Source organism: Pseudomonas sp. gcc21 (genome assembly GCF_012844345.1).
Classification (GTDB): domain Bacteria; phylum Pseudomonadota; class Gammaproteobacteria; order Pseudomonadales; family Pseudomonadaceae; genus Halopseudomonas.
Window position 1 is genome coordinate 2,455,937 of record NZ_CP051625.1, and the last position, 13,019, is coordinate 2,468,955.

General features: G+C 59.3%; 9 protein-coding genes. 1 reads left to right on the forward strand and 8 read right to left on the reverse strand.

Features of this window, described 5'->3' with window-relative positions; translation table 11 throughout:
- Nucleotides 1-399: 399 nt before the first annotated feature.
- The 6 genes from cydC to HG264_RS11330 form a co-directional block, all read right to left on the reverse strand.
- A complete protein-coding gene (gene cydC / locus HG264_RS11305; protein ID WP_169407748.1) occupies nt 400-2,076 on the reverse strand; it encodes a thiol reductant ABC exporter subunit CydC in 1,677 nt (558 codons plus the stop codon).
- Nucleotides 2,069-3,679 (reverse strand): thiol reductant ABC exporter subunit CydD, encoded by a 1,611-nt coding sequence (gene cydD / locus HG264_RS11310; RefSeq protein WP_218572981.1) that lies wholly within the window; start codon nt 3,677-3,679, stop codon nt 2,069-2,071. The genes cydC and cydD overlap by 8 nt, the downstream gene beginning before the upstream one ends.
- Before the next feature lie 64 nt (nt 3,680-3,743).
- Nucleotides 3,744-4,745, reverse strand: a complete 1,002-nt coding sequence (cydB, locus tag HG264_RS11315; RefSeq protein WP_169407749.1) for a cytochrome d ubiquinol oxidase subunit II — start codon at nt 4,743-4,745, stop codon at nt 3,744-3,746.
- A 1-nt stretch (nt 4,746) separates the two neighbouring features.
- The gene (locus HG264_RS11320; RefSeq protein ID WP_169407750.1) at nt 4,747-6,153 is read right to left on the reverse strand and encodes a cytochrome ubiquinol oxidase subunit I; all 1,407 of its coding nucleotides are present in this window, start codon (nt 6,151-6,153) and stop codon (nt 4,747-4,749) included.
- A gap of 201 nt (nt 6,154-6,354) precedes the next feature.
- Entirely contained in the window at nt 6,355-7,080 is a 726-nt protein-coding gene (locus HG264_RS11325; protein WP_169407751.1) for an LrgB family protein, read from the reverse strand.
- Nucleotides 7,077-7,439: a CidA/LrgA family protein gene (locus HG264_RS11330; protein WP_169407752.1), complete on the reverse strand. Its 363-nt coding sequence runs from the start codon at nt 7,437-7,439 to the stop codon at nt 7,077-7,079. Before HG264_RS11330 ends, HG264_RS11325 begins: the two co-directional genes overlap by 4 nt.
- Before the next feature lie 397 nt (nt 7,440-7,836).
- Here HG264_RS11330 and HG264_RS11335 point away from each other — a divergent pair, with 397 nt between their 5' ends.
- Complete coding sequence (locus tag HG264_RS11335; RefSeq protein WP_169407753.1) at nt 7,837-10,353, forward strand: bifunctional diguanylate cyclase/phosphodiesterase; 2,517 nt, start codon at nt 7,837-7,839, stop codon at nt 10,351-10,353.
- A 61-nt stretch (nt 10,354-10,414) separates the two neighbouring features.
- Here HG264_RS11335 and HG264_RS11340 read toward each other — a convergent pair whose 3' ends face one another.
- Both HG264_RS11340 and HG264_RS11345 read right to left on the reverse strand, forming a co-directional pair.
- Nucleotides 10,415-11,557, reverse strand: a complete 1,143-nt coding sequence (locus tag HG264_RS11340; RefSeq protein ID WP_169407754.1) for an acyl-CoA dehydrogenase family protein — start codon at nt 11,555-11,557, stop codon at nt 10,415-10,417.
- A gap of 18 nt (nt 11,558-11,575) precedes the next feature.
- On the reverse strand, nt 11,576-12,754 hold the full coding sequence (locus HG264_RS11345; protein ID WP_218572982.1) for an acyl-CoA dehydrogenase family protein: 1,179 nt from the start codon (nt 12,752-12,754) through the stop codon (nt 11,576-11,578).
- Nucleotides 12,755-13,019 lie beyond the last annotated feature (265 nt).

Below are 13,019 nucleotides of genomic sequence, written 5' to 3' on the forward strand. Positions count from 1 at the left end.
CTGGCGGTTTGTGCTGATAGGCCGGCGTACAGAGCCACTGGCGCAAGACGCCGTGAATCCGTCCCTGGAGGCTTGACGAAAACATCCCTGTTTTCGACACTTGCGCCAGCGGCTCAGTCCGCTGGCCAGTCGGGCATTTGTGTTGTTTTGAGTTTGCTGTCCAAAAGCCAAGTCAAAACCGCCGGACGTTGAGCTTGCGGCTTCGATAGTGCTGCGCATTGCCTACGCTGGCTGGCGTGTAATTGGCGTGAGCCTGCGCGTTGTGCCGCCAGCGCAAGACGCCGTGAATCCGTCCTTGGAGGCTTGACGAAAACGTCCCGGTTTTCAACACTTGCGCCAGCGGCTCGGCCCGCTGGCTTGACTAGCTTTCGTGTGACGTTGGGCTTGCTGTCCCAAACCTCAAATCAAGGTCTTTGTGACTCCATTCTGGAGCTCGGACCAGGACAGCGTCCTGTCTGCTCTGGGTAGTAATCCTGGTGCATGTCCTAGCAGTAATACGGTGCGGCCAGCCAGCCATGGTTCGATATTCCTGCGAACGCGCTCTGCTGTTGCTTTATCCAGACCATTGAATGGCTCGTCGAGTATGACGACCGGGCTGCCTTTGAGCAGCACCCTTGCGAGGGCGAGCCGGCGGCCCTCTCCGCCTGAGAGTTGCTTGCCGGACTCCCCTACCCAGGTATCCAGTCCGGCGGGTAATTGTTCGACCATGTCCGCCAGCTCCACCCTTTCCAGCACGTGCCAGAGCTGTGCATCGGTTGCATCCGGCGCGGCCAACAACAGATTGGCGGCGATGCTGTCGTGCAGCAGTTCGGTCTGCTGGGTCAGATAGCCGACGTGAGCGCGCCAATCCTGCAGGGCTAACTGACTGAGCGCGGCTTTGCCGATTTGCACCCTGCCCGCGTCGGGATCGATTAGCCGGGCGGCGAGTTGTGCGAGGGTGGATTTGCCGCATCCGGAGGGGCCGATGATGGCCAATGAAGTGCCTGCCGGCACGGTCAGGTCAAGATTGGCAATCCCGGCGTACTCTACGTCGACAGCATCCCACTTCAGTGTGAGGTCGGCAGGTACTGGATGCGGCGCTGTCGGTTCCGCCAGTTGGCTGCTTAGCGCAACCTGTTTATTCAATCGCGCCGCGGCGGCACGGGTGGCGCCGTATTGCGCGAAGGCGCCAGGCAATGGGGCCAAGCCTTCGCCCAGTGCCAGTAATGCCAGTGTTATCAATACAGCGACGGGGCCGCTCAACGTGCCTTGCTCGGTTGCCCAGAGCGCGCCAAAGAAGCCAATGAGCATGCAGAATAGTACACCGGCGGCGGCCAGCGCCTGACCCAGGGCGACTCGCAGCTGCAGTTTCAGCTGGTCATCGAGCATGTTTTGACTGGCTTGCAGCAGTTGCGTTTGATGGCGCACAAGGGTACCCGCGGCGGTCAGCTCGGCAAGGCCCTGCAGCTGCTCGATGCTCAGCGTACGCATCTGGTCGAGCTGCTCGACCCGTGCTGCGCTCAGACGCATGGCCCAGGCGGCCATGCCAAAGGTCAAGGCGCACAGCAGGATCAGCAGCACTATACCCAGCAGTACGCCCAATGCGAGGTGAAACAGCGCAATGACGCCGCACACCAGCAATACGCCGAAGAAAGCCACAGCGGGCGGTGCCAACAGTCGTAGATAGAGCGTGTCCAGCGTATCGATGTCAGCCGTCAGGCGGTTGAGCCATTGGGGGGCGCGGAGTCGGCTCAGGGTCGCGCCATCTAGACGTGCCAGCGCAGCGAAGTGCGTGCTGCGCAAATCAGCCAACAGGCCGAGCACGCTGTTGTGGTTGTAGATACGCTCCGTGTAGCGTGCAACCGTGCGGGTCAGGGCGAAGAAGCGGATGCCGCCGCCGGGCACGTACACGTCGAACGCAATGCGCTGACCTGCAGCCCAGAGCATGGCGGTAACGCCGGTTGCGGTAATGAACCATCCCGACAGCGCCAGCAGCCCTATGGCGCTGAGGAAGGTCGCTGCGATCAGTAATGCGCCGATCATCAACCGAGCGCGCTTGACCAGTATCAGCGTCAGCCACGGCCGCAGCTCATTCATCCTTGAGCCTCCCGCCGCGCAGACTCAGCGTCCGGTTGGCCATCGCCACGATGGCTGGTTGATGGGTAGCGATCAGAAGGGTTCGGCCGCTGCGGGCCAACGCCAGAAGTGCTTCGATCACCTCAGCCTCACTGTCCGGATCGAGGCTTGCGGTCGGCTCGTCCAATAGAACCAGCTCGGCATCAATCAACCATACCCGCGCTAACGCCAGGCGCTGGGCCTGTCCGCCGGATAAGCCACGACCACCCTCGCCCAGCTGGGTGTCGAGCCCCTGGGGTTGTGCTGCAAGCACATCGTTCAGTCCGGCAGCCTCCAGCGCTGCATACATAGCGGGTACGTCTGCATCCGGTGCGATCAACCGCAGGTTGTCAGCCCAGCTCCCCTTGATCAGAAAGGGCTTCTGACCAAGCCAGGCGACCGGCTCGGCCCCGGGGAGCTGACCGAATAACGAGACCTCGCCTGCCTGGGGCTGGATGAACCCCGCGAGACAACTGAGCAGCGTTGACTTGCCCGATCCGGAGGGTCCGACCAGCGCGACCACTTCGCCGCGACGGATGCAGAAACTGACGTCTCTCAACACCGGGCTCCGACCTGAATAACCAACCTTGACCTGGTTAACCACCACGCTGTCTGTGCGTGGGCTCGTGCTGACAGCGCGTCTGTGTGGCGGTTCGCTGTCTACACCTGTCGACAATCCAACCAGCGCATCAGCTGCGCCCAGCGCGGCGGCGCGGTCATGATAAAACTGAGCAAGGTTGCGCAGCGGTTGAAAGAATTCCGGCGCCAGCAAGAGGATGAACAAACCGCTGAACAGTGTCAGTTGCGGGGCGGGTCCGAAGTCGATGTAGCCGAGCAGACCAAATCCGATATACATGGCGACGACGGCAATCGCCACAGAGGCGAAAAACTCCAGTACCGCAGAAGACAGAAAAGCCACTCGCAGGGTGCGCATGGTGACGGCTCGATACTGCTGGGCTGCCGCGGCTACGTCAGTGCTCGCCCTTTCAACCTGACCGAACAGTTGCAGACTGGTAAGACTGCGTACCCGATCGAGAAAATGCCCGGCCAGACGCCCTGCTTCGAGAACATGTTGCTGGCTCAAGCGCTCTGCACTCATGCCGATCAGCGCCATGAACGTCGGGATCAAGGGCGCGGCTATCAGCAGGAACAGCGCGGCGAGCCAGTCCAGCCAGAATACAACCGCAAGAATCGACAGCGGGCCAAGCAGGGCTAACCATTGCTGGGGCAGATAGCGGGCGAAGTAGCTGTCCAGTGCTTCGACCTGCTCGACCCAGTAATAGGCCAGGGTCGCGCTGGAGCGACCGGCCAGTTGCACCGGACCCTGCGCTGCCCACTCGCCGAGCAGTTCGCTGCGCACCCGCTGTCGCACCCTGGCACTGGCGAGCTGGCCGAAAAATTCCTGCGCCGCCTGGCTGACTGCACGGACCATCACTGCTGCTATCAATCCGATCGCCGGCCCGATCTGCGATCCTAATGTCTGTCCCTCAATCAACGTGCGGAAGACAATCAAGGCGAGCAGCCCGGCCAGACAGATTAACGCCAGGATATTGATCATCCCGGCGGTCACTACACCAAGCAGCAAAGGCCTGACCTTAGCCTGCTGACGGGCCAACCAATGTCGAGCCGAATCCGGCGGGCCTGCCGGCTCAGTGATAGCCTTCTCCAACTCTTACCTTGCCGCGGAATACCCAATACGCCCAAGCGGTATATACAAGAATTATCGGAATGACGAACAACATTCCCACCAGTAGAAAAAGCTGCGATTCAGGCGCGGAGGCCGCGTCCCACAGGGTGAAGTTTGGCGGAATGACGTAGGGCCAGCGGGTCCAGAGCAAGCCGAAGTAGGTGGCGGCGAACATGCCCATGGTGGCCACGAAGGGCAATGCCTCCCGGCGTTGGCGAATCCCGCGCCAGACCTGGAAAGCAAAGAAGGCAGCGAGGACCGGGAATATCCAGATCCAGCGAATCGCCTCGAACCACCGCTCATAGGCAGACGGATCTACCGAAGGCGTCCACAGGCTGACCGCAAGAAAGATCAGCAACACGCCCGCCAGCAGCCAGGGCGCAAGCCGGTACGCCCATTGCTGAATGTAACCCTCCGTCTTGAGGATCATCCAGGTGCAGCCAAGCAAGGCGTAGCCGGCGAGAATGCCGATCCCGGTCAGAACAGTGAAGGGAGTCAGCCAGTCCAGCGGACCGCCGGCGTACACCAGCCCTTCGGTTTTGTACCCTTCGATATAAGAGCCGACCACCGCACCCTGGGCGAAGGACGCAACGATCGAACCGAGGGCGAAGGCCCAGTTCCACAGATAGCGCGAAGTCTTCGCCTTGAAGCGGAACTCGAACGCAACGCCACGGAATATCAGTCCCGCCAGCATCAGGAATACGCCGATATACAGCGCCGGCAAAAGGATCGAATAGACCAGCGGAAAGGCCGCCAGCAGCCCCACACCGCCCAGTACCAGCCAGGTCTCATTACCGTCCCAGATAGGCGCGACGGAATTCATCATGACGTCGCGCGCCTCTTCATCCGGGGCGAACAGAAACAGGATGCCGACGCCAAGATCGAAGCCGTCCATCAACACGTACATGATGATTGCAAAAGCGACGATCACCGCCCAGATCATTGACAGATCAATGGTGCCCATATCAATGCTCCTCGTGTTCAAAGCGCACATGGGTGGCCGATAACGGACGTTTGGGCCGCTCGGCCTGATCCGCGTGATCGGAGAGATCCGGCTCTTCGACGGTGATCCCTTTCTGCAGAACACCAAACAGGTAATACAGGCCAGCGCCAAAGATCGCTGCGTACACCAGCACGTAGCCGATCAGCGTGAACAGGGCCATCCCGCCCGTCAGTGAAGGCGTGAGGCCCTGCTCATGCCTCAAAGTCTCATAGACTATCCAGGGCGCCCGGCCGACTTCTGTCACTATCCAGCCGGCGGTGACGGCGATGAACGGGGTAATACTCATGAAGCGCAACCCCTGCAGGAACCAGCGCGTCTGATGGTAGCGTTGACCGCGGCGGAGCCACAGGCCTGCAAGTCCGAAGGCGATCATCAGCAGCCCCATGCCGACCATAGCCCTAAAGGCAAAGAACACGATCCACACGGGCGGCTGATCTTCCACGTCGATCTCGCGCAGACCGGGCACTTCGCCGTCCCAGGTGTGAGTCAACAGCATGCTGCCCAGGCGTGGAATGCCGAATTCCACCCGATTGGCCTGCAACTCCCTATCCGGCAGAGCAAACAGTAATAGCGGCACACCCACATCGGTATCCCAGTTGCCTTCCATCGCAGCGACTTTCATCGGCTGATGCTTGAAGGTGTTCAGGCCGTGCAGATCGCCCACCACAGCCTGCGCCGGTGCGAGAAACAGGATCATCCACAGACACATCGACAGCGCCTTGCGGTTGGCTTCGACCTCCCGACCAAGGAGCAGATACCACGCGCTGACCCCAGCCACCACAAATGACCCGGTAAGAAAGGAAGCGATAGCCATATGGGTGAAGCGATAGGGGAAGGACGGGTTGAAAATCGATTCGACCCAGGACGTAACATGAAACACGCCGTCGCGCAGCTCAGTGCCCTCTGGCGTATGCAACCAGCTGTTTGCCGCGAGAATCCAGAATGCGGAAATGAAAGTGCCCAGCGCCACCATGCATGCGGCGAATAGGTGCATCCCCTGCGGAACCCGGTTCCGTCCGAACAGCAGCACGCCTAGAAAGCCCGCCTCGAGAAAGAACGCGGTTACCACTTCATAGCTGAGTACGGGCCCTATGAAGTTGGCTGCAGCATAGGAAAAATTGCTCCAGTTGGTGCCGAACTGGAAGGACATCACGATGCCCGACACCACCCCCATGCCGAATACCACGGCAAACACCTGAACCCAGAATTTGGAGAGTTGAGTCCATAGCGGATTGCCGGTACGGAACGCCATCGTTTCAAGGAAAGCAATGTACGAAGCCAGACCGATCGTAAACACCGGAAAGATCGCATGGAAGGACACGACGAAGGCAAACTGGAAGCGTGATAACAACAACGGATCCAATTCCATGAGCAGGACTCCTGTCGGAAACTGGCGAAGCTGGGTTTTGCCGATCAGCCCTGCGTTGTGCGCGTCGTGCCAACCAGCTCGAAGCTGTGACCACTTTCGCGCTATAGGCGTTCCATTCTTTATTCAGCGAAGCGCTCTAACCGGCCACCCGGAAAGCTGCAAACCCGCGCCGTGTAGGCCACAACTGATCGCCTGGGTGCGTCAGAACCACAGCGTCCATAGCGCCACGCCGAGCGGCAACAATACCGCCGACCCCACCCCCATCATGCTCATGCCCAGTGCCGCAAACGCACCGGCTTCCTCCCCTTCCTCCAATGCGCGGGAGGTACCCACCGCGTGAGCGACAATGCCCATGGCGATGCCCCACGCCGCCGGATGCGTTATGCGGAACAGCCGCAGCAACCAGGGGCCCAGCAAGGCGCCCAACACTGCGGTAATCATCACGAACACTGCAGCCAGCGCCGCGACACCGCCTATCTGTTCTGCCACCAGCATGGCGATGGGCGTGGTCAGCGATTTGGGTGTCATGGTCATCAGGATCATCGGGTCAGCATCCATCAGCCAGCCAATCAGCAGCGTGCTGAGCGTGGCAAACAGCCCGCCCAGCAGTAGCGTGACGACCACCGGCCTTAAAAACTGACGAATTCTGCGCAGATTCAGATACAAGGGAACGGCCAGCGCCACTGTCGTAGGCCCAAGCAGAATGGCCATCGGCACCACGGCTTCCCGATAGCTGGGATAGTCGAAGTCCAGCGTCCAGAGAACCAACAAGATCAGCGGCACCGAAACGATGATCGGGTGGAATAACGCCATACGGGAGCGTTCGTATAGTGTGAGGCCGATCTGGTAGGCAGCCAGCGTTACACCAATCAGAAATAGCGGATGTTCGATCACAGCCTGAAGCGCGGCCTCAACCGAGCCACTCATTGATCTGCCTCGATACGGCGTTGCTTACGGATCAAACGCTGCATCAACCAGCCACAGAACGGCAGCGTCAGCAAAAAAGACAGCAACATGGTGACCAGGATGGCCGCCCAGTCTGCTGCGAGCTCTTTCCCGTAGAGCATCACGCCGGCTGCCGGGGGCACCAACAGCAGCGGCAGATATTTCAACAACCCGCTCGCAGCCTGGTCCAGAGAGTCACTGACACCGCCACGCAAACACAGACAGATCAACAGCAGCAGCATGCCGATAATAGGGCCCGGCACGAAGGGCAGCACCAGAACATTCAGTCCGGTTCCGAGCAGTTGAAAGGTGATCAACCAGGTCAATCCGCGAAGCAACATAGCGAGTTCCCGCCGCAAATAAAGCGAAGGTTAATCACTGTTGCAGGGAAAGCCCACCCCTCTTGCAAACCACTAGTCAATCAACCGATGACGCCTCGGTTGCAAAGGGTTTTTCGAGCCCCAGTGCAATGCCGGTTTTTTGGCTATTGCGCCGGTGAAACGGCACCGCTATTGGTTGTGGCGAACCGGTCAAATGACCGGTAGTCTGTGCCTATTAGCGGCCTGGCCGGGTCCGGGGAGCCAACCAGATATATACGCCCAAGCGCCTGGTTTAGCGCTCCAATGCACTGAGCCCGGATCACTGGAAATGCAGAAGGAAAAGGAAGCGGGCACGACCGCATCCCGTTCCGGTAGAACCCGCGCAATGGCTCGCGCAGAAAGATTAAGGAACCGCGATTTGATCCTCAGCAAGCTCTCCGTCGATACCCTGATACAGAGCCGCCACAACAGCCATCACCCAGCGCTGCGCAAGGCGGTAGGGCTCGCCATCACCATGGCCCTGGTGCTACTGATGGCATCGCTGCTACCGCTGTCTACGCTGCCTCCGGCTGTTTTTTTATCTGCACATACCCTGCTGGAAGTATTTTCCATCGTCGTTGCCAGCCTGGTATTCGCGGTCGGCTGGGAAACTCATCGGCGTAAACAATCTGCCAACCTGCTGGTACTTGCCTGTCTGTTCCTGGGTGTTGCGCTGCTGGATATCTCTCACACTCTGACGTTTCCGGGCAATCCGGGGTTCCTCGTACCGGCGCACATCGATAACACCATCATCTACTGGTTGAGCGCGCGGCTGCTGGCGGCACTTGCCCTGTTGTGGATTGCCATTCGCGCGCCCTGGAACGATGTCGCTAGGGCGCCGAACCGCTGGGCATTGCTGCTAGGAGTATTGGCCGCGGTATCAGCGCTGCATGCTGCGCTGTACTTTTTCCCGAGGGCAATGCCAGTTACCTTCTATCCCCATTCGGGCCTGACGCTCTTCAAGGTCGGGTTCGAATATTTGCTCGTCACGCTGAACCTGATAGCGGCTTTTCTGCTATGGCGCGCCATGCGCGGTCCGCTGTCATTCGATGCTGCCTCGCTATTCGGTGCCGTCTGCGCCATGGCGCTCAGTGAGTTCTGCCTGACACTTTACAGCGCGACCAACGACACCATGTCCTTGCTCGGCCATTTGCTCAAGGTGGCTTCCTACCTGTTTTTGTTTCGCGCGGTCTTCATCGAGACCGTCGAGCGCCCCTTCGCTGCGTTGCACGCCTCTCAACAGCGGCTGCAAGCTATTTTCGACGCGTTGCCGGACATTCTGGTTGAGGTTAACAAATCCGGTAAGGTTATGGAGTTTCATGCGCCGCACAGTGATGAACTGGACCTGAGCAGGCGGCAGATGGTCGGCCGGGAAATGGTTCCCTTGCTTCCACCCGAGGCGATCCCGATTTGCGAGCGGACCTTCATTGAGGCCAAGCAGCGCGGACACGCTCAGAGCGAGCCTTTCCGCTCGCGAATTGACGGCAGGACCGTATGGTTCCAGATTTCTGCCGCACCGAAACAAGGCGCTGACGGCCATCATTATCTTGTGATAGCGCGTGACGTTACCAAGACCAAGGAGCAGGAATCCGAGATCTTGAGGCTGTCCCAACATGACAGCCTGACCCATCTGCCCAATCGCAAGCTGTTCATCCAGCGGACCGAAATGACGCTTCGCCTCACCGCCCGCAACCAGGGCAGCTTCGCGTTGATGCAGATAAACCTGGATGATTTCAAGCAAATCAATCTGGCCCACGGCCACCAGGCCGGGGACCAACTACTTGCCGCTCTGGCAGACCGGTTGCGTGGCATTCTGCGGGAAGAAGACGTGCTCTCACGGGAAAGCGGCGACCAGTTCATCCTCACGCTGCCGGCGCTCGATAGCGTAGCCGCTGCGCATGTAGCCGAACGTCTCTGCCATGCAATCGCCCGTCCGCTGACTTTTGGTGAACATGTCGCGCCCCTTACCGCGTCTATCGGTATCGCCATCTACCCGGACGATGGCAACACGCTCGACGAGCTGACCCGCCGCGCCGCAGCAGCATTGCAGCTGGCGAAGCAGGACGGAGGCAACACCTACCGGTTCCTCAGCGAGGATCTGCAGGCGCGAATGGCGCACATCCTGCAGCTGGAAAACCTGCTGCGCGAAGCCGAGGAGCACCTGGAATTGTCACTCCGTTACCAACCTCGGTGGGAGCTGGGCAATCGGCACCTGGCCGGGCTGCATGCCAGTCTGCGCTGGTTCAACACGGAACTGGGCGAAATCAGCGCGGAGGAATTTCAGCCCATAGCCGAAGCCAGTGGTCAGGCGCTTGCGCTGAACGACTGGGTACTTCAACAGGTTCTGGCGCAGCTGAAACGCTGGCAGGATGAAGGCCTGACACCGGTTCCAGTCGTGGTGAGCCTATGCCCGACCAAATTCAGGATGGATAACCTGCCGGCACGAATACGCAAAAGTCTGGAAGCCTGGAGTATCGAACCACGCTATCTGCAATTAGAAGTTTCAGAAGAACTGGCGATGGAAGATCCCGCTGCAACGACCCTCAAGCTCGAGGCGCTGCGTGAGCTGGGGGTATCGATCATCATCGGAGAGTTCGGCGATTGTTATTCATCGCTGCAGCAAGTTCAGTCATTCAAGCCCGACACCATAAAATTTGCTCGGTCATTTATCAGCGAACCCATAACGCGCGACAGGGAAATCATTCTGAACAGCCTGATCAGCACCGCACACCGATTAGGCTTGCAGAGCATGGCTGACGGCATTGACACGCCGACACAGCTGGCTTTGATACAGCGCAACGAATGTAAGTATGCCTTGGGTAACCAACTCGACTCACCGCTAACACCGGAGGAGGCTTCCAGATTGCTCGTCGAGGCCGCGGTCGAACGTTCCTGAACCGGGACCGGGGGCTGGCCTCGCAAGGCACAACCCCCTCACTCCTGCATTACCGGGTCAATCAGAACCCATGCAGCAGGGCAAAGCGATCAGCGTGATAACGGTAGTCACCAAGCAGTTGCTGCACAACGCGGGCCCGCTTGATGAACAGACCAGCGTCGAACTCGTCAGTCATGCCCATGCCGCCATGCATCTGTATCATTTCGTTGGTTACCAACTCAGCCACTTCGCACGCCTTGGCCTTGGCCAGACTGACCAGCACCGAGGTATCCGGGGCATCGTTATCCAGCGCGACGAGTGCCTTCAACACCACCGACTTCACCAGCTCCAGCTCGCTGAACATGTGTGCCGCCCGGTGCTGCAGCGCCTGGAACGATCCGATCACCACACCGAATTGCTTGCGCTCCTGAAGAAAACTGACAGTTCTCTCAAAAGCTTCCAACGACAAACCCAGTAATTCCGCAGCAAGCTGCGCGTTCCCCGCGTTCAGCACCGACTCGAGTACCGGATCAGCCTGATTCAGTCCACCAAGCAATGCCTCTTCGCCCACTCGAACATGGTCCAGGCTTATCCGCGCGGCGTTGCGGCTGTCCGCCATGATGGTCCGCTCAACCCTGACGCCTTCAGTGCCCGGATCGATGATGAACAGGCTGATGCCATCGCTATCCTGATTACCCACACTGGTGCGAGCGGCTACGATCAATCTGTCCGCGACGTGGCCATCGACCACGAAACTCTTCTGGCCATTGATGATGAAGCCTGCATCCAGATTCTGCGCGGTCGTATTGATAGACCAGGGTTGATGTCGGGCTTTCTCATCGATTGCCAGCGCCACGATCAGGCTGCCGCTGGCAATCGCTGGCAACATTGCGCGCTTCTGCTCGTTGGAACCGGCCAGTGAAAGTGTCGTTGCCGCCAGTACAGAGCTGGAAAATAGCGGTGACGCACTCAGGTTGCGCCCGGCCTGTTCTGATAGCTGGCCCATGCCTACATGCCCGAAACCCGAGCCGCCGAAATCCTCGGATATCAGTGTCCCAGCGAAGCCCATCTCCGCCATGTTGCGCCAGAGTTCTGTGGAAAAGCCTGTCTCGTCGCGACTGTCGCGCAGCGCCCGCAGCTGGGCAACCGGAGCGTTCTCCCTGAAAAAACGCTGGGCGGCGTCCCTGAGCATGTTCTGCTCTTCATTCAATACCAATGCAGCCATGATGCATCCTCGAGTCGTTTACTGAAGCGCGAGAATATTGCGCGCGATTACGTTGAGCTGAATTTCACTGGTACCGCCCTCAATGGAGTTGCCCTTTGAGCGCAGCCACATCCGTGGCAAGGCACCTTGCCGGGAGCCTTCGCCTTCCCATACCAGCCCATCGCTGCCGCGCAGCGCAATCATCAGCTCCTGGCGTCGCTTGTTCAGCTCGGTACCGTAGTACTTGAGCATCGCCGAACTATGCCCCACGCCCTGACCCGCCTTGGCTTCATCAAGCACTCTCTCAGCGGTCAGCTCGAAGGCATTTGCATCGATCGCCCACCGCGCTACCTCAGCCCGCAACAATCCGTCAGCCAGGCGGCCGTTTTCGAGCCCGACGCAATCCACCGCAAACTGCGGTAGTGTCTGTTGGCCGGCCGCTGTGCGGCCCATGCCACCAATCATCTCGCGCTCATGGGTCAACAGGTATTTCGCGATAGTCCAGCCCTGATTGATTTCGCCTACCACCTGGTTCTTCCCCACGCGTACATTGTCGAGAAAGGTTTCACAGAAAGGCGAATTGCCGGAAATCAACTTGATCGGACGGGTGCTCACGCCTGGCGTCGTCATATCGAACAGAACCAGGGAAATGCCCAGTTGCTTGCGCGCATCGGGGTCGGTACGCACCAGACAAAACATCCAGTCGGCCTGATCCGCATAGGAAGTCCAGATCTTCTGGCCATTAACCACGAAGTGGTCGCCATGATCTTCGGCCCGGGTTTGCAGGCCCGCCAGATCCGAGCCTGCACCCGGTTCGCTATAGCCCTGGCACCAGCGGATCTCACCTCGCACGATGGGCGGCAAATGCTGCTGTTTCAATGCCTCCGAGCCGAACTTGAGTATGGCCGGGCCAATCATCCACACTCCGAAACTGGAGAGCGGCGGCCGTGCCTGGATTCGTGCCATCTCTTCACGCAATACCTTATGCTCGGCCTGACTCAGCCCGCCTCCGCCATACTCACGCGGCCAATCCGGCGCCGTCCAGCCGCGCGCAGCCATGCGCTCCAGCCAGAGTCGCTGATCATCACTGGAAAATTGGAAGTTGCGCCCGCCCCAGCATTGATCACTTTCCGGCCTCATCGGCGTACGCATGGACGGCGGGCAATTTGCTTCCAGCCAGTCGCGTGTTTCCTGTCGAAATACATCAAGATCGGTCACCTTGGTTCTCCTCATGAAGCTGCGATTAGGATTTGATCAAGATACTCCGCATAACCTGCGTGCGCTGCGCAGTCAGCAAGCGGAATGACGATTCATCAGCAAACGGAATTGAGTGCAGCCTTACTGCCGTCTCATCAAGCGAGACTGATGTCACGCTTCAACAGAGCCGGACGCCCAGGAACCTGAATGGCCAAGTAAGTGTAAGAAGAGAACAGGCCGATACTGACCGCGGGGGTCGTCGACGAGCCGAACGGCCATGCCGTTG